The following is a 21,923-nucleotide window of genomic DNA, read 5'->3' as shown; positions in this document are numbered from 1 at the left end:
GGTGGAAAGGGAAAGATTTTTTGTTTCTGAGGAAGAAGAAGGAATCAGATTAGATGTCTTTGCGGCGGAGCAATTGAATTCCTTTAGCAGGAGCTATATACAAAAACTTATTAAAGATCAAATGGTTTTGGTGAATGGCAGTGTAGAAAAAAGCAAGTACCAGGTGAGAACTGGCGATGAGATAGAAATCAATATTCCCAAGGCTACAGAGCTTGATATAAAGCCCCAGAAAATACCCTTGGAGGTGGTTTATGAAGATGATGATCTGCTGGTGATTAATAAGCCAAAAGGGATGGTGGTTCACCCTGCCCCAGGCAATTATGAAAATACCCTTGTCAACGGCCTCCTTGAATATTGTAAAGGACAGCTTTCCTCTATTAATGGCGTCATTCGACCGGGAATTGTTCATCGAATTGATAAAGACACCTCTGGGCTTTTAATGGTAGCCAAAAACAATGAAGCCCATCGATCCTTGGCAGAGCAGCTAAGAGAACACAGTATTACCAGAAGATATCACGCATTGGTAATGGGGAATATTAAAGAAAATCAGGCCACTGTTGATGCACCCATTGGCCGGCACCCGGTGGATCGTCTAAAAATGACTGTAATACAGGGAGGCAGAGAAGCTGTAACACATTTTAATGTATTGGAGCGATTTTTCGATTATACACATATTGAGGCTCGGTTAGAAACCGGCCGAACCCACCAGATTCGTGTTCATCTTTCCTATATACAGCATCCCCTGCTGGGGGATGATTTATATGGCGGTAAAACCAATAAGTTTAATTTGCAGGGTCAGACCCTCCATGCTAAAATTTTGGGATTTCAGCACCCCACCAGGAAGGAATATATGGAATTTGATACCGAACTGCCTTCCTATTTTCAAAAACTTTTACAGGTGCTGCGGGCCAATCGACTGAAGGAAAATCGTTAGCGAATAAACAGATGTATTTTTGGTAGACAATGCCGAAGGCATGTGATATACTATAAAAAATTAAACAAAGAACCTTTAAACTGGTCCTGTGAGGCTGGTAAGGAAAAAACTTCATTGTAATTCAATGATATAATTGTGTTTGATGAAGCATAATAACTCTTACCAGCTGGTAGGAGTTTTTTTATGGGATGGAGGTGAAGCAGGTTGATAGAAGAAAGTAAAGAAAAAAAGGTACAGCTATTGGATGAAAAAGGCATAGCAAGGTCTATTACCAGAATCGCCCATGAAATTTTAGAAAAAAATAAGGGGGCCAAAAATCTTGTATTGGTGGGGATAAAAACCAGAGGAGTGCCATTGGCCCAAAGATTGGCCGAAAAGATCAACGACATAGAAGAGATAAAGGTCCCCGTGGGAACCCTGGATATTACCCTTTATCGGGATGATCTTTCAGAAATCCAATCGTCACCGGTGGTTCATGGTTCAGAAATACCAGATACAATAGAAGGTAAGATCATCGTTTTGGTGGATGACGTACTTTTTACAGGACGCACCGTCAGGGCGGCCCTGGATGCCATTATGGATATTGGGCGCCCCAAGGCAATTCAATTGGCCGTTTTAGTAGACCGTGGTCATCGGGAGCTGCCCATCAGGGCAGATTATGTGGGGAAAAATGTTCCCACCTCCACCAGTGAGGTAGTCAAGGTGAAGCTGGTGGAGACCGACGATGAAAATATTGTCATTATAGAAAATTCATAGGAACATAATGACCTTTAAACCAGTCCTGCGAGGCTGAAAAGGAGGATATACTTGAAAAAGATATATACCCTCCAAAATAAAAAGGAGGAAAAAATATGGCTGATAAGACCTTAGATCAAACAACAGCATTACAAAATTTACCCGTTTCTAGAAAGCTGGTGCTGGCACTACAGCATATTTTAGCAATGTTCGGGGCAACGGTTCTGGTGCCCATGCTGACGGGCCTTAATCCTTCAGTGGCCCTTCTGGCTGCCGGAGGAGGAACTTTAATTTTTCATTTCCTTACCAAGGGAATGGTACCAGCCTTTTTAGGCTCCAGCTTTGCCTTCATTGCAGTCATTATATCTGTTAAGGAGCTTTACGGGCTCCAGTATGTCCAAGGGGGAATCATTGCTGCGGGTCTTTTATATGTTGTCATGGCCGGCTGCGTTAAGGTATTTGGGTTAAAAAAGGTAAAATCCTTTTTTCCACCCATTGTTACAGGGCCTATGATTGTGGTAATTGGTTTGAATCTAAGCCCGGTGGCCATTGAAATGGCAGCTGAAAATTGGATGCTTGCCATTATTGTACTCATTACAGTGCTTGCAGTTTCCCTATATGCAAAGGGCTTCTTTAAATTGCTTCCCATCCTAATGGGCGTAACCGTAGGCTATATTTCAGCCATTGCCCTGGGTGCCATTAATCTGGGTGAATTAGTTATTAAGCTAAAGGAAGCAAGTCTTTTGGCAGTGCCAGGTATAACCATGCCTAAATTTGGGCTGGGGGCGATATTAACCATTGCACCGGTAGTACTGGTGGTCTTTATGGAGCATATAGGCGATATTACCACCAATGGCGCTGTTGTTGGGAAGGACTTCATGAAGGAGCCCGGTCTCCATCGAACCCTGCTGGGAGACGGAATTGCAACCCTGTTTGCAGGACTCATTGGAGGCCCAGCCAACACCACCTATGGTGAAAATACAGGGGTATTGGCCGTAACAAAGGTGTATGATCCATCGATTATTCGCTTGGCAGCCTTAATCACCGTGGTACTGAGCTTTATCGGAAAATTTGCAGTCATTTTGCAATCCATACCAGGTGCAGTAATGGGAGGAATCAGTATCGTACTCTTTGGTATGATATCCAGTGTGGGCCTAAGGACCATAGTCGAGGCGGAAATTGATTTTACTGAGAGCAGAAACCTTTTAATTGCCGCTTTGATTCTTGTAATTGGTATTGGTACCGCCGTTGCAACGGATGCCGCAGGAAACCCCCTTGGATTAAACATTGCCGAAAATATACAGTTATCTGGCCTAAGCCTGGCAGCCCTGGTTGGAATCATTGCCAATAAGGTATTGCCTCAAAAATAAAAGATATCGAGTAGGAGGTGAAAGATTATTTCTTTTACCCTCCTACTCGATTTATTTGATTTCCTCAACTTTAAGATCAGATAGTATTGCATCTACGTAAAGCGTCTGATAGCCTTCGTAAATTACCATGCCGGGTTTGGCCCCAGAGGGCTTTTTCACATTTTTTCTTAAGGTATAATCCACTGCTACCTTGGTGGCACCCTTGGCCTTGCTGTAGAAGGCAGCCAGGGTGGCGGCTTCCAGCAGAGCCTGATGGGTATAATTTCCCTCCTTTAGTTTTAGAATGGCATGGGACCCAGGCTGATCCTTCACATGGAGCCATAGATCATTTTTAGAGGATATTTTAAAGGTAATTTCATCATTTTGCTTGTTGTTTTTCCCTACTAAAACCTCAAAGCCGTCGGAGGTTTGAAAGTGAAGATGGCTCCTTTTATTTTGCTGCTTGTTTACCTTTTTACCAATTTTTCGCTTCAAGTAGCCAGTTTCCATTAACTCCCCTTGAATCTCCTCAATATCGGAAAGCTGAGAAGCATGATCAATGCTTACTAATATTTGCTCCAGATATTGAACCTCCTCAAGGGCCAGCTCCATTTGATGAGCCACCTCCTTGATGGCGGTTTTATATTTATTATACTGCTTATAGAATTTTTGTGCATTTTGAGCAGGGGTCAGGCGCTTGTCGAGGGGAATGGTAATCTCGGAAAGACTGGGGTCATAGTAATTAACTACCTTAATCTCAGCTTGTTTTTCCTTCAATAGGTGAATATTAGCGGTGACCAGATCGCCCAATAATTTTAATTCTTCAGCCTTTTCAGCCGCCTTAAGGTCCTGCTTCAGATTCTCAATTTTATGAAGCAATCGCTCTAGCTTCAAAGCAATATTCTTTCTGAGCTCTTGACTTTTTTGCTTCATTCTTTCTCGGGAATCATTGTGATGATAGAAAGTCTCCAGCAGTTCACTGACAGTGTCAAAGGATTGCTGCCGATAGTATGATAGATGACTGCAGTCAATTACGTGGAAATCCACATATTTTCCCGAGGCGGCATCTATATAAAGCCTTGGGTCAAAGCTTAACTCCCTGGTCCCTTGCATGACCTCCAGAAAGCTTTGATATAAACCCTCATATTGAGGAGGCTCCAGGGCCAAAATAGGAGTATCCTCTGAAATTTCTGCCCGAAAACAAATCTCCCGGGCGATGAGGGGAGAAATTCCTGTAAAGCTGGTGTAAATACCCTTATAAAGGGCAGCCTGGCTTTTGACTGAAAGAATCGCTTTAAAGGCCTCCTGGGTCATGGCAGATAAAGGGTTTTGCTTATTTTGGGAGGGCGGCATTTCATAGGAAAGGCCCGGCAATACCTGTCGAAGCCGGCTGACGTCGATCGAAACCCGCTTGATGGCATCTATAATTTTGTTGGTTTCCTGGTCAACCAGAATAATATTACTGTGCTTACCCATTATTTCAACAATTAATAGCTTTTGCTTCAAAACGTTAAGCTCATCGTAAGCTTCTACATTAAATTGGATAATTCTTTCGAAGCCAGGCTGTGTAACAGCGGTAATACGGCCTCCCTGTAGATGCTTTCTGAGCAGCATACAAAAATTTGGGGGTGTCGTGGGATTTTCCTTCTGCTTATGGGTGAAATGTACCCGGGGGTATTGACTGCTGGAAGACAGCAATAGCTTCATATTTTTACCCTGACTCCGAATAGATAGTATTAATTCATCGGTTTCAGGCTGATGAATTTTCTCGATTTTATTACCGCATAACAGTGATTTTAACTCTTCCACAACGGAAGCAACCACAAATCCGTCTAATGCCATGGAAATTCCTCCTTAAATATATACATAATGTTTCAAATAGTCATAAAAGTCTTACTAGTAGATTTTCATAATAAATTTTAAAGTTATGGCAGGAAAAAAAATATTTCAATTGAATAAATTTAGGGTAACGATTATTATGACTTTCAATCATAGTCTACTGATAGAATGAACAAAGTCTTTTTTGGAAGATATTAAAGTAACTTTGTTAAAATCTATACGGAAAATTCCCCTTCATTTAATTAAATATAGTGAAACTTTCCTATAGATTATCAATAAATCAGTTATAATAATTTTATAGACCTGTATTTTGTCAAATTTATCATCCCGCTGCAATAATACAATCATACATGATTTAAAGAAAAATTGCCACGATTATCAAAATAAAATATAGAGGACGGATGTTGAATGAATATACCCTTCAAAAAAATCCATGGGGCAGGCAATGACTTTATTGTCATCAAGTATGAAGATTTTCCCTATGAGGAGCATTTCAGCCTGTTGGCGGGCAAGGTTTGCCATCGACACTTTGGCATTGGTGCCGATGGAATTTTGATTGTAGGCAAATCTTCCATAGCCGATTTAAAAATGTTCTATTATAACGGCGACGGTTCCCTGGCTAACATGTGCGGCAATGGAATCAGGTGCTTTGCAAAATTTGCCTATGATGAGGGTTTAGTGAACAAACAAAGCTTTTCGGTAGAAACCCTGGCGGGTCCTTTATCCCTTGAGCTGAAGCTCAATAACCATCAGGTGACGTCAGTTAGGGTCAATATGGGTAAAATGATTTTTACGCCTTCTGATATTCCGGTTGTTTCATCAAAGCCCAGCTTTATAAATGAAACCATTGAGGTGAAGGGAAGGAAATTTAAAATATCATCTGTTTTAATGGGGGTGCCCCATACAGTGATTTTCACCCGTGAGCTAACCCCTGAGGTAGTAAGGCAATATGGACCGGAAATTGAAAAAAATCCACTTTTTCCTGAAAACACCAATGTTAATTTCGCAAAAATAATCAATCGTCATCATATCCAGGTTAAAACCTGGGAGAGGGGAGCAGGCTATACCCTTGCCTGTGGTACAGGTGTCACCAGCGTTTGTGGTATTGCCCATCACCTAGGCTTGGTAGATCATCAGGTACAGGTGGAAATCGATGGAGGAAGGCTGGATATTGAGTTGCTTCCCAGTGGAGAAATTGTGATGGAGGGGCCAGCCCAGGATATTTGTAAAGGAATTTATTACCATAAGGAATAAGGATAGGGTATTCAATGAATACTGAATAAAAATTAATTAAATCCCTATACTTTAACTTGTCACACAGACTATATAAAGATAAAATAAGAAAAGAGTCATTGTTCTACAGTAGAATTCGGGAAGGATGATTACGATGCTAAAAAGCATGACGGGATTTGGAAGAGGTGAATCCCAAACAAAAGATATAAAGTTTTTAGTAGAACTAAAATCCCTCAATCATCGTTATATGGATGTTAGTATTAAAATGCCCAAGTTGTTTACATATTTAGAGGAAAGAATCAGACAAACCGTTAAGGAGCAAATTAAACGGGGGCGTGTTGAGGTTTTTATCGGGTATGAAAACATTGGCGAGGCTGATGTAGAGGTAACGGCTGATTTGCCCCTTGCTAAACGCTATCTTCAGGCCCTTAGTCAAATCGAGGAGCAGCTTGCGGTAAAAAATGATATTACCGTTTCTCTTATCGCTAAATTTCCTGATGTAATCAGGGTTGAAAAGCAGGAGCTGGATGAAGATGTAATCAGTCAGTGTCTGTTAAAGGGTGTAGAAAATGCCCTTGAAAAGCTGGTAGAGATGAGAAGAATAGAGGGGGAAGGGCTGAAGGCTGATATTTTAAAACGCCTTAACCTCATTGGCAGCATGTTAAAGGATATCGCCGAAAGAAGCCCCCACGTGGTGACAGAATACAGACAAAGGCTCACAGAAAGAATAAGGGAGATTCTTGATGACGGCTACTCTCTGGATGACAATCGTATTATGATGGAGGTAGCACTATTTGCCGATAAAAGTAATATAACCGAGGAACTGGTTCGGTTCGAAAGCCATATCAGACAATTTAAAGGAGCCCTGGAGGAATCCGACTCTGTTGGTAGAAAGCTTGATTTTTTAATTCAGGAGATGAATCGAGAGATCAACACCATTGGGTCTAAGGCTAATGACCTGTATATCACAAATATTGTCATCAATGTTAAAAGTGAGCTTGAAAAAATGAGAGAACAGGTTCAGAATATTGAATAGGAGGTTTTCATCATGAATATTAAATTAATCAATATAGGCTTTGGGAACATTGTTTCGGGCAATCGGATTGTTGCCATTGTTAGCCCGGAATCTGCGCCAATTAAAAGAATTATACAGGAAGCAAGGGATCGAAGCATGCTGATCGATGCCACCTATGGCCGTCGTACCAGGGCAGTGATCATTACAGACAGCGACCATGTTATTTTATCAGCGGTACAGCCAGAAACAGTGGCACACCGACTCAATTCAAAGGATATGCCAAAGGAAACCGAAACGGTTGCAGATTGTGAATAGCTAGAAAGAGGAGAGTTTCTATGGGAAAATCTGGTTTATTATTGGTGGTTTCAGGTCCGTCGGGGGCTGGGAAGGGAACAATATGCAAAAAATTAGTTGAATCCAATCCCCAAATTAAGGTCTCGGTTTCTGCCACCACCAGGAGGCCCCGGGTGGGGGAGCTTGACGGCGTGAACTATTTTTTTTTGACAAAGGAAAAATTCGAAGGTATGTTGGCCAATGATGAATTTTTAGAATATGCCAAGGTATATGATAATTATTATGGCACTCCGCAAAAATATGTATTAGAAAACCTTGAAAAGGGTAATGATGTATTATTAGAAATCGATATAGAGGGTGCCCTACAAATTAAGAAAAAATTCCCTGACGGAGTCTTTATTTTTATTCTGCCTCCATCAATGGAGGAGCTGAGGAATAGAATTATCGGCAGGGGAACAGAAAGTGAGGCCGACATCGAAAAACGATTTGGTGCAGCCCTTCAAGAGATTAAGCAATTTGTCGCCTACGATTATGCCGTGGTAAATGACGAGCTGGCAAGAGCCATGGATGATGTAAAGGCGATTATTCGTGCTGAGCGTTTAAGGGTTAGAAAGGTTTATGAAGAAGTTCAATCAAGATTTTAATTAAAAGGAGAGATCAAGTATGTTATATCCATCCATCAAGGATTTAATGGAACAGGTCGATAGTCGATATACGCTGGTTTTAGCTGCTGCAAAAAGGGCAAGACAAATCATCGATGGTGACCAGATTACAGTTAAGTCTACCTCTAAAAAGCCTGTTTCCATTGCGACCCAGGAAATTTATGAAGGAAAAATTACCTATACTCGAAATATGGAAGAAATCAGAAAAGAAGAAGCAGAATACGGAAATCCAAGATAAGAAGGTGAAGCTATGCTAAAGGGGAAACGTGTTGTTGTTGGTGTAACAGGCGGCATAGCAGCCTATAAAGCCTGTGATTTGGTGAGCAAGCTGAAAAAGCTTCAGGCAGAGGTAGATGTGATTATGACAAAGGCTGCTACAGAATTTGTTCAGCCCCAAACCCTACAGGCCTTGAGTCAGAACCCTGTTATTGTTGATATGTTCCAGAGTCCCCGCTACTGGGATATAGAGCATATCAGCCTGGCACAAAAAGCAGATGTACTGGTGGTGGCCCCTGCTACTGCCAATGTCATTGGCAAGGTGGCCAATGGAATTGCCGATGATATGCTGACAACGACAATAATGGCCTCTACCGCTAAGGTTGTATTTGCTCCTGCCATGAACACAAAAATGTATGAAAATAAGATTGTTCAGCAAAATATGGAAAAGCTTAGGGGATTAGGATATGGGTTTATACAGCCAGGGTCAGGGCGTTTAGCCTGTGGCGATGTGGGTGTGGGAAAGCTAAGTGATATAGACGAGATTGTACAGTTTGTTGTTAATCTGACCCAGATACCACAGGATTTAAAGGATCTGCCTATCTTAATTACCGCAGGGCCAACGATAGAGGCCATTGATCCCGTTCGCTTCCTTACAAATCATTCCTCAGGGAAGATGGGCTATAGCCTTGCCGAGGCGGCTAAGGCCAGGGGGGCTAGGGTAACCCTGGTTTCTGGGCCTACCCATTTGCAGCCCCCTGCAGGGGTGGAATTTGTGCCGGTTCAAACAGCTGTCGAAATGCTGGGGGCAGTCATGGATCGGTATGATGACCAGCAGGTGGTGATCAAGGCAGCGGCAGTGGCTGATTATAGACCTGAAAGGGTTTCTGAAAAAAAGATCAAAAAGCAGGATGACAGCTTAACGATCAATTTTGTTAGAAATCCCGATATATTATTGGAATTGGGCAAGGCCAAAAAGCAGCAATTTTTAGTGGGTTTTGCAGCAGAAACCAATCAGGTGGTTGAATATGCCATTGAAAAAATAAAAAAGAAAAATCTCGACTTGATTGTTGCTAATGATGTCAGTCAGGAAGGGGCAGGCTTTGGAAGCGATACCAATATTGTATTGCTGATCGACCCCCAGGAAAGGGTGCGGCCCTTAGAAAAGGCAAACAAATCGGAAATTGCTAATAAAATTTTAGATAAAATTAAGGAAATGCTATAATGCTTCATAATTCAGGGACTGAAACCGTTCAGTCCCTGAATTATGCTTTTCTTTTCCATGAAATTTGATATAATAAGGATACTTAGGAGGTGAGGGAATTGCAGTCAAAACAATTGACAGCCCAGGTAATTGTCGATCAAAACAGTCATCAGACCGATAAGCTGTTTGACTACATTATTCCCGAGCATTTAAAGGCCGACATCTTTAGAGGTATGCGAGTACTTGTTCCCTTTGGCAAGGGAAATAAAAAGCTAGAGGCCTATGTCATAAATATTGAAGAGAAGGTCATCGATACCGAAGGATTTAAAGAAATCCTGGATTCCTTGGATTATCAACCGATTTTAAGCCAGGAACAAATTAAAATGATTTTCTGGATGAGAAATAAATATTTATGCAAATATATAGAGGCGATCCATTGCTTGATCCCTGCGGGGATTGTCAATAAGGAAAAAAAAATCTTAGTTTTAACTGAAAATGACGAAATGAAGGCTCAACCCCTTACCAATAAAGAAGCAGAAATAGTCAACCAGCTGAAGGGGCTGGGGGGAACGGCCCCTTTAGAGGAACTGAAGGGCCGCCTAAGCTATAAACAGATTGATACCGCCATTAGAGAATTGGTGAATAAAAAATGGCTTGAAATCCAGTACCGGCTAATTTCCAGGGTTTCCATCAGAACAGAGGACTATGCTGAGCTTTCTTCTCCTCCCGAAGCATGGGAGCTTGAAAGAAGTCGTCTAAGGGGAGTAAAGCAGCTCCAGCTTTTCGATTATTTGGCTGACCATGGTAGGACCAGGGTGACAGATTTGTTAAAGCATTTAAATATAACCAGAAGTCCATTAAATTCCTTGATACAAAAAGGAATGGTAACCATAATAGAGGTGGAAATAAAGCGTGATCCCCTGGTGGATCAGCCTGTGGAGGCCTATCCAAAGCATATTCCGTCAAAGGAACAACAGGCGATCATCGACGAAATTAGTAAGGCCCTTCAGCAGCAAAGGCCGGCAGGTTTTTTACTGCATGGTATAACGGGCAGCGGGAAGACCGAGATCTATTTGCAGCTCATTGAAGAAGTCCTACGGCTGGGAAAACAGGGCATTATCCTTGTGCCGGAAATAGCCCTGACACCCCAAACCGTTGAGCGATTTAAGGGAAGATTTAAAGATGGCATTGCCCTACTGCATAGTAATCTTTCAGAGGGGGAGCGTTATGATGAGTGGAGACGGATTAGAGAGGGGCGAGTCAATATTGTGATAGGGGCCCGCTCTGCTGTGTTTGCTCCGCTGCCTAGGCTGGGGATCGTCATAATTGACGAAGAACATGAATATACTTATAAATCAGAACAGAATCCCAAATATCATGCCAGGGAGGTAGCGGATTATCGCAGTCAAAATCAAGGGGCGGTTGTGGTGCTGGGTTCGGCTACTCCTTCCTTAGAATCCTATTATCGAGCAAAAAATGGAGCCTTAAGGCTATTAACCTTGAAAAATCGTGCTACATCAGCTTCCTTACCCCAGGTGGAAATAGTGGACATGAAGCAAGAGCTGGATGAGGGAAACAATGGTGTGTTAAGCAGGCGTTTAATTCAAATGATGAAGGAAAAACTATTAAAAAAGGAACAAATCATTTTGTTTCTCAATCGCAGAGGCTATGCCACGGTTGTAACCTGCCGACAATGCGGCCATGTGGTTCGGTGTCCCCATTGCGATATTTCCATGACCTATCATCTTCATCAAAACCAGATAAAATGCCATTACTGTGGTGAAAGCCACAGGCCGCCCAATACCTGCTCCCAGTGTGGAGGCGAAACAATGAAATATGTGGGGGCGGGTACACAAAAACTTGAGCAGCTGGTGAAGACTGAGTTTCCAGAGGCTGTAATTGAAAGGCTTGACCTGGATTCTACCGGTAAAAAAGGCGCCCATGAACGAATTTTAAGGTCCTTTCGGCTGAGAGAGATTGATATTTTAATTGGTACCCAAATGATTTCCAAGGGGCTTGATTTTCCCAATGTAACCCTTGTTGGAATTATTTCCATAGATGGTGCCTTAAGCCTGCCGGATTTTAGAGGGGCAGAGCGGGCATTCCAGCTGATTACCCAGGTGGCAGGCCGGGCAGGGCGGGGAGCGACAGAAGGACATGTTTTATTGCAAACCTTTGACCCCCACCACTATAGTATCAAGGCTGCCACCAGCCATGACTACGAAGGCTTTTATGAAGAAGAGGTTTTAATCAGAAATGAATTCCAGTACCCACCCTTTACCAGGGTTGTATCCTTAAGCTTCAGTGGAAAAAATGAATATGAGGTGGCGTCCTATGCCTCAAAAATTGCAGAAATTATTCGCTATATTTTAAAGGAGAAGGGTATTATAGAAGTGAAGAATGTGATACTGGGGCCTAACGAAGCAATTATTACGAAAATTAACCAATATTACCGCTATCAAATTTTATTAAAGGATGTTGGTGTTGACATAAAGCTGATTAAAAGTATTATTAAATATTTATTTATACAGCACAGACCAAAATTTGTCCCCAGGACAATTACAGTCAGTGTCGATATGAACCCATATAATATGATGTAATAGAGGAGGAAACTTATGGCCATTAGGATAATTAGAACAGATGAGGATCCAATTTTACGAAAAAAAGCCAGGGTGGTGGAGCAATTTGATAAAAGGCTCCATGAACTATTGGACGATATGGCAGAGACCATGTACGATGCCGATGGTGTAGGACTGGCGGCGCCTCAGATAGGGATATTAAAGAGAATTGTCGTGATTGATGTGGAGGACGAACTGATCGAGTTGATCAATCCAGAAATAATAGATACGAAGGGAAGCCAAAAAGGGCAGGAGGGCTGTTTGAGTCTTCCCGGCATTTCAGAGGATATTACCCGGCCTCAATGGGTCAAGGTAAAGGCCCAGGATCGCCATGGAAATGAATTTATGATAGAGGGAACCGATCTGTTGGCCCGGGCATTTTGTCATGAGATAGATCACTTAAACGGAATTTTATTTATTGATTTGATTGAGGAGTAGGAGTGAGAAAATGCGGGTAATCTATATGGGGACACCAGATTTTGCTGTTCCATGCTTAAAAAAATTAATTCAAGAAGGTCATGAAATCGCAGCAGTTTTTACCCAACCCGATAAACCCAAAGGAAGGGGCAACAGGCTGACAATGTCACCGGTGAAGGAATTGGCCCTTTTAAAGGAAATACCTGTATATCAGCCTACCTCCTTGAAGGATGCCGAAGTAGTTGAGCTAATAAAAAAATTAGCCCCGGATATGATTGTGGTGGTGGCCTATGGGCGAATATTAACAAAGGAAATATTAGATATTCCCCCCTTTGGCTGTATCAATGTTCATGCCTCCCTTTTACCCAAATATCGTGGTGCGGCCCCAATTAATTGGGCTATTATCAATGGGGAAAAGGAAAGCGGCGTCACGACTATGTATATGGATGTGGGCCTTGATACTGGCGATATGATATTGAAGGAAACCACTGAAATTGGTGAGACAGAAACGGCAGGCCAGCTTCATGATCGGTTAAGCTTGCTGGGGGCAGAATGTCTCATTAAAACCATCGCTTTAATAGAACGAGGAGAGGTGGAGCGAATTCCTCAGGGTGAGGAAGAAGCCACCTATGCGCCAATAATGAAAAAAGACCTGGGAAAAATCGACTGGCAAAGGGAAGCGGAGGAGATTAGAAATTTAATTCGTGGAACAGTGCCTTGGCCATCGGCCTTTACCACCTACCAGGGAAATATGGTAAAAATATGGAAAAGCCATGTAGAACCGGGGCCCAAAGACATTATACCGGGCAAAATTCATCGGGTTACTAAGGAGCTGATCTATGTCGCCACAGGAAAGGATTTACTGGCAATTGAAGAACTTCAATTTAGTGGCGGAAAGAGAATGACCGTAAAGGAATATTTGATTGGAAATACGATTGATGAGGACACTGTTTTAGGGGTGGATTAAAATTTATAATGAAGCTTTGAACCAGAATCAAATAGAAAAAAAATTCATATGGATACTGGTAACCTTTTTAGGCAGTTTAACAATTTTGATGGGGATCTTAATTTTTATGTCCCTTCATAATCAATTTGATGTAATTAAATTGATTACAATGGCAATGATGGCAGTTCTTTTCATATTGGTCTTGCTAGTTATCATCACAATTTGTTCCATATTAATGTTATGGTACAATAAAAAGGTTCCAAAGGGGATGCTATCCCTGGTCTCCTTTAGTCTTCGGCTGACCTACCCGTTACTGGTGTTGATGGGTAAGCTGATTAATACCGACAAGAACTCCGTAAGAAGGGCCTATACCCTTTTAAATAATCGACTGATTCGGGCGAATACCTATCACCTTAAGGGGGAAGAATTACTGGTTTTAACGCCCCACTGTCTACAAAAGTCCAGTTGTCCCCATAAAATTACCCACGATGTAGAAAACTGCAAAAGATGTGGATTATGTAATATCCATCAGCTAATGGCTCTAAAGGATCAATACAATATTCAGTTTTGTGTTGTTACCGGGGGTACCCTGGCCCGGAAAATGATTCTTGAAAGAAAGCCCAGAGCAATCATTGCCATTGCCTGTGAGCGTGATTTAGTCAGTGGTCTGATGGATGTAAAGGGAGTGCCCGTATTGGCTGTCATTAACCAACGGCCCCAGGGGCCCTGCGTGAATACCATGGTAGATTTAAAAGAGGTTGAAGCTGCCATTCAACATTTCATAAAGGAGTGATGAAGATGCTTTACACATTCTATGATTCATCGTTTATTTATTTGATTCCTGCGATTATTTTTGCCATGTATGCCCAAAGTAAGGTGAGAAGTTCCTTCAACAAATATTTAAGGGTAAGAACCTTAAAGGGTTATACAGGCTATGATGTGGCCAGGGCCATTCTTGATCGTAACGGCCTCAGCAATGTACCCATTGAGCTGGTTAATGGCCATTTAACCGATCACTATGACCCCAGAAGCAAGGTGCTGCGTCTATCGAGGGATGTCTACAGCAGTAGCTCCATTGCCTCAGTCAGTGTGGCGGCCCATGAGGTAGGCCATGCCCTGCAGGATGCCAAGGGCTATTTACCCCTAACCTTACGGGGAGCCCTGGTGCCCATTGCCAATTTTGGTTCCTCTGCTGCCTGGATTTTCGTAATTGGAGGTTTGTTTTTAGGAAATCCCAGTGTAATCGATATAGGCATATTATTATATACAGCGGCAGTGGCCTTTACGGTCATTACACTGCCGGTGGAATTCAATGCCAGCAGCCGTGCCCTGAGACTATTGGATGAAAACGGATTTATCACCCGTGAGGAATACGGTCCTTCTAAAAAGGTATTGAGTGCTGCTGCCCTGACCTATGTAGCTGCCATGGCTACGGCCCTTGCCCAGCTATTGAGGCTGATGGCCATAAGAGACCGCAGAAGATAGCAACTACCATGGCTTGATCAGTCAGCCCTAGAAAAGAAGTAAGCCAGCGACAAAACGTATAAACCATACGTGGTAGCGCTGGCTTTTTCGAGATATGAAATATGGAAATAAATAACATTAGAAGGATAAACTAAGGAGGCTTTTCATGAATGCAAGGGAAGGTGCTTTAAAGGTACTTTATGAAATTGAGTCAAAGGAGGCCTATTCCAATCTGGCCCTTAACAGGGAACTGAAGGAGCCAGGCTATCGGCCCCTGGACAAGGGCTTTATGACCGAACTGGTCTATGGTGTACTGGAAAATTTAATATATATAGATTATGTCATACAAGCCTATTCATCGGTAAAGCTCAAAAAAATTCACCCCATGACCTTAAATTTGCTTCGAATGGGAACCTATCAGATATTATTTTTGGACAAGGTACCTGCCTCTGCGGCAGTAAATGAGTCGGTCAATCTGGCGAAAAAATACGCAAAGCGTTCTGCGGGCTTTGTTAATGGTATTTTGAGAAATATTATCAGAAATCCGGAAAAAATTAAAATGCCTGACTTAAACAACCATCCGGTGGCTTATCTGTCAATCAAATATTCCCATCCCCAGTGGATGGTGGAACAATTTTTAAATCATTTTAGCTTTGAATTTACCGAAGGTCTTTTGAAGGCCAATAATGAAAGACCTACAGTTAACGTAAGGGTCAACACCTTGAAAACCACTGTTGAAAATTGTATCAATTCCTTGATCGACCAGGGCTTCGAGGTTGAAAAGAGTCCTCACCTTGAAGAGGCTCTGGTTATAAAGGGAGTTGCCTCTTTAACGGAGTTAGACTTGTTCCAACAGGGGCATTTGTATATTCAGGATTTCGGTTCTATGTTAATTAGTCGAATAATGGACCCAAAGGCTGGTAATTTACTGGTGGATGTATGCAGTGCTCCGGGGGGAAAGGCCACTCATTTGGCTCAATTAATGAATAATCAGGGAGAAATATTGGCCCGGGATATTTACCCCCATAAGGTGAAGCTGATCAAGGGAAATATTAAACGTCTGGGAGCCAACATTGTCAAGGCCCAGGAATTTGATGCATTAAAGCTGGATGAAAGCCTGATTGAACAGGCCGATGGGGTACTGGTGGATGCCCCCTGCTCAGGCTTGGGGATTATAAGAAGAAAGCCGGAAATTAAATATCGAAAAAAGCCTGACGATATTGACGAAATCACAGGGCTTCAATTGAAAATATTAAAAAATGCCGCTAAATATGTAAAGCAAGGGGGAAGTCTGGTATACAGCACCTGCACCATTGATCCCAGAGAAAATGAAGGGGTTGTGAAGGCCTTTTTAAAGGATACGGAGGGGTTTCAATTACAAAATTTAGGGCAACAATATAGAAAATTGATACCCGGCCAGATGCAGGGAGATATGGTTCAACTATATCCCAATGTACATCATACCGATGGCTTTTTTATGGCAAAGCTCACCCGGCTGTAGAGACTTACAACAATTTTATAATATAACCCCATGGGTTTGAAGGGAGAATGAATTTGGTCGATTTATTAAGCTTAACCAAGGAAGAGCTGATGGAATTTATCGTAGCCTTAGGTGAGAAAAAGTTCAGAGGAAAACAAATTTTTCAATGGCTTCATCGGGGGGTTCAATCCTTCGACGAAATGACCAATATATCGAAGGCGCTGCGGGATCAGCTGAAGGAAAAAGCCCATATCAATGAAATAAAAATAGAAACCAAGCTGGTTTCCAGGACTGACGGAACAACTAAGTACTTATTTTTACTGGAGGATCGTAATATAATAGAAGGGGTGATTATGGAATATAAGCATGGACTAACGGCTTGTATTTCATCCCAGGTAGGCTGTGGTATGGGTTGCAGCTTCTGTGCCTCTACCAAGGGGGGGCTGGTAAGGAATTTAACCGCTGGTGAAATGATCGGGCAGCTCTTAACCATGGAGGCCGACCTGGGAAAGCGGATATCGAATATTGTTATGATGGGAAGCGGCGAACCCCTTCATAATTTCAAGGAAATGACAAGGTTTTTGAAAAACGTAAATGATGAGGATGGACTGAATATAGGAAATCGGCATATTACCATTTCCACCTGTGGCCTAGTCCCCGAAATAAAGGCCCTGGCTGATTTGAAAATTCCTATAAATTTAGCCATATCCCTCCACGCCGCCACCGATGAAAAACGACAGAAGATGATGCCCATTGCACAAAAATATAGTATTTATGATATAATAGAAGCCTGTCAATACTATTTGAAAAAAAACAATCGAAGAATTACCTTTGAATATGCTTTAATAGATGGGGAAAATGATCAGGAGGAGGATGCTCGAATACTGGCGTATCTTTTAAAAGGGCTTTTATGTCATGTGAACTTAATTCCGGTTAATCAGGTGGATGAAAGCCCCTATCGAAAATCCCATCAGGATCGAATCAAGGTCTTTGCTGGGATTTTAAAAGGGGCAGGCATTGAGACAACCCTTAGAAGAGAATTAGGGGCTGACATTCAAGCGGCCTGCGGGCAGCTTAGAAACCGGTATATGAAAGGGCAGGAAGTGATACGGTAGCATTTAGTATAATTCCTGGAAAAGGATTTTATCGAAGGATGTAGAATAATATACAGGGTTAGGAGGGGTGTTTATGAAGGTTGGTGTAGTGACAGATGTCGGAAAGGTACGGGAAATCAATCAAGATAATTATTGTATGATTGATGAAGATATACAGCTTTTTATGGTTGCCGACGGAATGGGCGGCCATAATGGGGGCGAAGTAGCCAGCTCAATTGCCATTCATACGATAAAGGAGCATATTGTAAAATATATTGCCGATGAACTTGAAGTCCTGGAAACAGAATCGCTGAAGGGGATTCTGCTGGAGGCTTTTAACCGGGCCAACCGGAGCATATTGGAAAGGGCCAGGGAGGATATTAGCTGTGATGGTATGGGCACCACTGCTACCCTAGCCCTTAAGGCGGGTAACCGTCTTTTATTGGGCCATGTGGGTGACAGTCGAGCCTACTTAATTCGTCAAGGAGAGATTCGACAAATTACCCAGGACCATTCCCTGGTGGCAGAATTGGTGAGAAGAGGAAGCATATCAGAAAGAGAAGCCATGAAGCACCCTCAAAAAAATATTATTACCCGGGCCCTGGGGACCGACCTCCAGGTAAAGGTAGATATCAGTGAAGTGGACTTTGTTGAATCAGATATTCTTGTACTTTGCAGCGATGGATTAAGTAATTTTGTTGATTCCTATGAAATAGAGCAAATGGTGCTTCAAACCGATGACCCCAATGAGTGCTGTGAAGCCTTGGTGGCCCTGGCAAATCAACGGGGAGGCTATGACAATATTACAGTCATGGTGGTAAAGAATATTGAAGATAAAGAAGGTAGGTGAGGACATGATTGGTAAAATATTAGGTAATCGCTATGAAATTGTTGAAAAAATCGGTGGAGGCGGTATGGCCGTTGTCTATAAGGCGAAATGCCATCTGTTGAATCGGTATGTGGCAGTAAAAATACTTAGATCCGACTTTACCAACGATAAGGATTTAATTGATAAATTCAAACGAGAATCTCAGGCTGCTGCCAGTTTGTCCCATCCAAACATTGTAAACATTTATGATGTAGGAGAAGAACAGGATATATACTATATTGTTATGGAATATGTAGCGGGAAAAACCCTGAAGGAGCTTATTAAGGAAAAGGGGTCCCTGGGCTTTGATGAAATCATCGATTTCAGCAAGCAGATTGCATATGCCCTTCGACATGCCCATCATAATCATATTGTACATCGGGACATTAAGCCCCATAATATATTGATAACCCATGATAACCGGGCAAAGGTAACTGATTTTGGTATTGCCTTGGCAGCCACCTCATCTACCATAACCAATGCAGGCAGTGTCATAGGCTCTGTTCATTATTTTTCTCCGGAGCAGGCCAGGGGAGGCTATACCGATGAAAAGTCTGATCTATATTCCTTGGGAATTGTGATGTATGAAATGGCCACCGGAAGGGTGCCCTTTGAAGGAGAGAGCCCCATTAGCATTGCCTTAAAGCATATTCAAGAGGCACCTACCCCACCGGTTGAGTATCGTCCTGAGCTGCCCCAGCGGCTGTCGGATATTATCTTAAGATTAATGGAAAAAAAGCAGTCCTCACGATTCCAAAATACAGAGGAGCTTTTGGTGGAATTAAACCAGTTAAAAAAGGACCCCCACGCTTATCCCTTGGGGCAGTCTGTCAGTGAGGTGGATTCTCCTACCCAGGTGATTCCTGCCATCAGTGAGAGGGACCTGGAGCCCGTCCATAAGGAGCCTGTTAAAAAGGATCAGCCTCCAAAAACAAAAAAGCGTGTCAATAAAGGGATCGTGGTATCGGCAATTCTGGCAGCCCTATTGGCGGCATTGCTGTTCACCTTTGGGTTCTTTTACCTGGGCGGACTCCTTAGGGGAAGTGATGAAATTGAAATGCCGAAATTTATAGGCCTGACAAAGGCCGAGTCTGAGGAACTGGCTGAAAAGCATAATTTTATCCTGGAATGGAATGAAGAAAATAATCGAGAGGTACCGGAAGGCCAGGTGAGTAATCAAAGGCCCTCTGAGGGAATTAAAGTTAAGGAAGGAGCAAGGGTAACCTTGACAATTAGCCTTGGGCAGCCTGAAACCAGGGTTCCCAACCTGATTATGGAAAGTGAAATGGATGTTCCCTTGAAGCTTCGGGATGCTAAGCTGGAGGGCAAACGATACGAGGAGGCCAGTGACTACCCCATCGGTACCGTCATTGATCAAAAACCGAAGCCCCAGGAGAGCGTACCTGAATATACAGTGGTGGAATATTGGGTCAGCAGCGGCCCGGAGGTGGTAGAAATTCGTATGCCTAATCTGGTTAATCTGCCCCTTGAAAGGGCCGAAGAGATCTTAGCTCAGTATAACCTGGTGCGGGGTGAGGTTAAGGCGGAGTATAGTGATCAGTATGCCCCCAACATTGTTATGGACCAGAGCGAAGCTGCCAACAGCATGGTGGAGGAAAAAACAACCATTAATCTAGTCGTCAGCAAAGGGCCGGAGCCGGTAGATAACCATGAGCCAGGCAATGGAGACGAAAATGGGGATGATAATGAAGTGAACGCCAATGCCAAAACCAAAACCATTAACATTGAATTAACCCCCTTCACCGGCGTTGTGACGGTGGATTTATACAGTGTAACGCCCCAGGGCAGGCAAAAGGTTCAAAGCATTCGGCGGGACATCGATCGTGATGGCAAATATGTTAGTTTTCCTGTGACCATTACCAGCGATCAGGACTATGAAATCTATGTTAATAATGAGTTTTATGCGCCACATAGTGTTAAATACTAATCAATTAAGCTTTAAAGGATCAGATTACAATACCCGGGAGGTTTTGAATGGAAGCAGGCAGGATTATTAAGGGGATCGGCGGATTCTATTACGTAGACCTTGGTGAAAGAGTTTATGAATGTAAGGCCAGGGGTATATTCAGGAAAAATAAGCTGGTGCCCATGGTGGGGGATTACGTGTCCTTCAGCATAACCGATGAATCTAAGGGATTAGGGGTTATTGAAGAAATCAAAACCAGAAAAACAGAATTAATCAGGCCCCCTGTAGCCAATGTGGATCAGGCGGTGGTGGTTTTTGCAGCCACCCAGCCTGAGCCTAATCTGTCTTTACTGAACCGTTTTTTAGTTTTGGCAGAAAGTCGGGGGCTTCAGATTATTATTGTAATTAATAAGATTGATTTGGCCCAGGCCCCATACCTGGAGGCCATTGAAGCGATATACAAACCGACAGGCTATCCCTTGATTTTCACAACAAAGCTTCAGGAGCTGACCCTTGACAAGCTAAAAAAATATTTAGCAAATCAAACGACGGTCTTTGCAGGCCCTTCGGGGGTTGGCAAGTCTACCCTTTTAAACAAGATACAAAGTAATCTTGTTTTAGAAACCGGTGCCATCAGTTCTAAAACTGAGCGGGGAAAGCACACAACCCGCCATGTTGAGCTGATTCCCCTGGAGGGGGGCGGTTGGGTGGTGGATACCCCCGGCTTTAGCTCCTTAAATGTAGATTTTATCGAGGAGCAGGATTTAGCCCATTGTTTTCGGGAATTCATCGAACCAATGGAATACTGCCGGTTTTCCAGCTGTATCCATGAAAATGAACCCCACTGCGGTGTCAAAGAAGCAGTAGAGAGAGGTAAGATTGCCCCTGGTCGATATGAGAGCTATTTGCAGCTTCTATTAGAGATCAGAAGGAATAGGAGGTACTAATCGTGATCAAACTGGCACCATCAATTTTATCAGCTAACTTCGCCAATCTGCTGGCAGATGTGAAAAAAGTAGAGGAGGCAGGCTGCGAGCTGCTCCATATAGATGTGATGGACGGGCACTTTGTTCCCAACATCACCCTGGGCCCCATGATTGTTGAAAGCCTTAAGGGGAAAACAGCCCTGCCCTTTGATGTACACCTAATGATAGAGAAGCCCGATCAATATATTACTGATTTTATTAAGGCCGGGGCCGATATCATTTCTGTTCATAGCGAGGCCTGTATTCATTTACACCGAACAATTCAACTGATTAAAGAGCAGGGGGCAAAGGCCTGTGTTGCCTTGAACCCAGCGACTCCGTTGTCGGCCATTGAATATGTTCTGCAGGATTTAGATATGGTGCTTATTATGACAGTGAATCCAGGCTTTGGAGGGCAGGCCTTTATTGAGGCCATGATTCCCAAAATTAAGGCCTTACGGCAGCTCATTTCAGCAAAGGGCTTACAAGTAGATATACAAGTAGATGGTGGTATTAAAGTAAATAATATCCATTTGGTTACCCAGGCCGGAGCCAACGTTATCGTGGCGGGAAGTGCCATCTTCAACAGCGAAAATATTAATGCGACGGTGGCTCAAATGAGGGAAAATGCCACTCCCCTTCAAAGGGCCTAAGTAAGAGGTG

The 21,923-nt window shown here is 42.9% G+C and carries 21 protein-coding genes; 20 read left to right on the top strand and 1 reads right to left on the bottom strand.

Translation table 11 applies throughout. The features are described 5' to 3' along the window. Position 1: 1 nt before the first annotated feature. The 3 genes from ACYQ1I_RS18550 (at position 2) to ACYQ1I_RS18540 (ending at position 3,039) form a co-directional block, all read left to right on the top strand. Complete coding sequence (locus tag ACYQ1I_RS18550; RefSeq protein ID WP_459768019.1) at positions 2-934, top strand: RluA family pseudouridine synthase; 933 nt, start codon at positions 2-4, stop codon at positions 932-934. 204 nt (positions 935-1,138) lie between these two features. After that, positions 1,139-1,690, top strand: coding sequence for a bifunctional pyr operon transcriptional regulator/uracil phosphoribosyltransferase PyrR (gene pyrR, locus ACYQ1I_RS18545; RefSeq protein WP_459768018.1), 552 nt, complete (start codon positions 1,139-1,141; stop codon positions 1,688-1,690). Positions 1,691-1,785: 95 nt separating this feature from the next. Further along, positions 1,786-3,039, top strand: a complete 1,254-nt coding sequence (locus tag ACYQ1I_RS18540; RefSeq protein ID WP_459768016.1) for a uracil-xanthine permease family protein — start codon at positions 1,786-1,788, stop codon at positions 3,037-3,039. A gap of 51 nt (positions 3,040-3,090) precedes the next feature. Here the strand turns inward: ACYQ1I_RS18540 and ACYQ1I_RS18535 are convergent, their stop codons facing one another. Further along, complete coding sequence (locus tag ACYQ1I_RS18535) at positions 3,091-4,860, bottom strand: Rqc2 family fibronectin-binding protein (protein WP_459768014.1); 1,770 nt, start codon at positions 4,858-4,860, stop codon at positions 3,091-3,093. A 405-nt stretch (positions 4,861-5,265) separates the two neighbouring features. On the opposite strand from ACYQ1I_RS18535, the gene dapF reads away from it, so the two are divergent. The 17 genes from dapF (at position 5,266) to rpe (ending at position 21,913) form a co-directional block, all read left to right on the top strand. Further along, a complete protein-coding gene (gene dapF / locus ACYQ1I_RS18530) occupies positions 5,266-6,111 on the top strand; it encodes a diaminopimelate epimerase (RefSeq protein WP_459768012.1) in 846 nt (281 codons plus the stop codon). Between the two features lie 133 nt (positions 6,112-6,244). Further along, positions 6,245-7,126: a YicC/YloC family endoribonuclease gene (locus ACYQ1I_RS18525; protein ID WP_459768010.1), complete on the top strand. Its 882-nt coding sequence runs from the start codon at positions 6,245-6,247 to the stop codon at positions 7,124-7,126. A gap of 12 nt (positions 7,127-7,138) precedes the next feature. Next, positions 7,139-7,420, top strand: a complete 282-nt coding sequence (gene remA, locus ACYQ1I_RS18520; RefSeq protein ID WP_459768008.1) for an extracellular matrix/biofilm regulator RemA — start codon at positions 7,139-7,141, stop codon at positions 7,418-7,420. Between the two features lie 20 nt (positions 7,421-7,440). Further along, on the top strand, positions 7,441-8,043 hold the full coding sequence (gene gmk, locus ACYQ1I_RS18515) for a guanylate kinase (RefSeq protein ID WP_459768006.1): 603 nt from the start codon (positions 7,441-7,443) through the stop codon (positions 8,041-8,043). Positions 8,044-8,062: 19 nt separating this feature from the next. After that, positions 8,063-8,299 (top strand): DNA-directed RNA polymerase subunit omega, encoded by a 237-nt coding sequence (gene rpoZ / locus ACYQ1I_RS18510; RefSeq protein WP_459768004.1) that lies wholly within the window; start codon positions 8,063-8,065, stop codon positions 8,297-8,299. Between the two features lie 12 nt (positions 8,300-8,311). Next, on the top strand, positions 8,312-9,502 hold the full coding sequence (gene coaBC / locus ACYQ1I_RS18505; RefSeq protein WP_459768002.1) for a bifunctional phosphopantothenoylcysteine decarboxylase/phosphopantothenate--cysteine ligase CoaBC: 1,191 nt from the start codon (positions 8,312-8,314) through the stop codon (positions 9,500-9,502). Between the two features lie 98 nt (positions 9,503-9,600). Next, positions 9,601-12,081, top strand: coding sequence for a primosomal protein N' (priA, locus tag ACYQ1I_RS18500; RefSeq protein WP_459768000.1), 2,481 nt, complete (start codon positions 9,601-9,603; stop codon positions 12,079-12,081). A 15-nt stretch (positions 12,082-12,096) separates the two neighbouring features. After that, positions 12,097-12,537 carry a peptide deformylase gene (gene def, locus ACYQ1I_RS18495; RefSeq protein ID WP_459767998.1) on the top strand — a complete coding sequence of 147 codons (441 nt, stop codon included), beginning with the start codon at positions 12,097-12,099 and terminating at the stop codon, positions 12,535-12,537. 10 nt (positions 12,538-12,547) lie between these two features. Continuing rightward, the gene (gene fmt, locus ACYQ1I_RS18490; RefSeq protein WP_459767996.1) at positions 12,548-13,483 is read left to right on the top strand and encodes a methionyl-tRNA formyltransferase; all 936 of its coding nucleotides are present in this window, start codon (positions 12,548-12,550) and stop codon (positions 13,481-13,483) included. A gap of 16 nt (positions 13,484-13,499) precedes the next feature. Further along, the gene (locus ACYQ1I_RS18485; protein ID WP_459767994.1) at positions 13,500-14,255 is read left to right on the top strand and encodes a DUF116 domain-containing protein; all 756 of its coding nucleotides are present in this window, start codon (positions 13,500-13,502) and stop codon (positions 14,253-14,255) included. A 5-nt stretch (positions 14,256-14,260) separates the two neighbouring features. Beyond that, positions 14,261-14,947: a zinc metallopeptidase gene (locus tag ACYQ1I_RS18480; RefSeq protein ID WP_459767992.1), complete on the top strand. Its 687-nt coding sequence runs from the start codon at positions 14,261-14,263 to the stop codon at positions 14,945-14,947. Positions 14,948-15,092: 145 nt separating this feature from the next. Further along, a complete protein-coding gene (rsmB, locus tag ACYQ1I_RS18475) occupies positions 15,093-16,427 on the top strand; it encodes a 16S rRNA (cytosine(967)-C(5))-methyltransferase RsmB (RefSeq protein WP_459767990.1) in 1,335 nt (444 codons plus the stop codon). A 47-nt stretch (positions 16,428-16,474) separates the two neighbouring features. Continuing rightward, the gene (gene rlmN, locus ACYQ1I_RS18470; RefSeq protein ID WP_459767988.1) at positions 16,475-17,521 is read left to right on the top strand and encodes a dual-specificity RNA methyltransferase RlmN; all 1,047 of its coding nucleotides are present in this window, start codon (positions 16,475-16,477) and stop codon (positions 17,519-17,521) included. Positions 17,522-17,594: 73 nt separating this feature from the next. Next, complete coding sequence (locus ACYQ1I_RS18465) at positions 17,595-18,350, top strand: Stp1/IreP family PP2C-type Ser/Thr phosphatase (protein ID WP_459767986.1); 756 nt, start codon at positions 17,595-17,597, stop codon at positions 18,348-18,350. Then, on the top strand, positions 18,328-20,316 hold the full coding sequence (gene pknB / locus ACYQ1I_RS18460; protein ID WP_459767985.1) for a Stk1 family PASTA domain-containing Ser/Thr kinase: 1,989 nt from the start codon (positions 18,328-18,330) through the stop codon (positions 20,314-20,316). The genes ACYQ1I_RS18465 and pknB overlap by 23 nt, the downstream gene beginning before the upstream one ends. A gap of 47 nt (positions 20,317-20,363) precedes the next feature. After that, complete coding sequence (gene rsgA, locus ACYQ1I_RS18455) at positions 20,364-21,242, top strand: ribosome small subunit-dependent GTPase A (protein ID WP_459767983.1); 879 nt, start codon at positions 20,364-20,366, stop codon at positions 21,240-21,242. 2 nt (positions 21,243-21,244) lie between these two features. After that, positions 21,245-21,913: a ribulose-phosphate 3-epimerase gene (gene rpe / locus ACYQ1I_RS18450; RefSeq protein WP_459767981.1), complete on the top strand. Its 669-nt coding sequence runs from the start codon at positions 21,245-21,247 to the stop codon at positions 21,911-21,913. The last annotated feature ends 10 nt before the right edge of the window (positions 21,914-21,923 follow it).

Source organism: Alkaliphilus crotonatoxidans (genome assembly GCF_054658015.1).
Note: the sequence above shows the minus strand (reverse complement) of the source record. Positions and strands in the feature narration are given on the sequence as shown.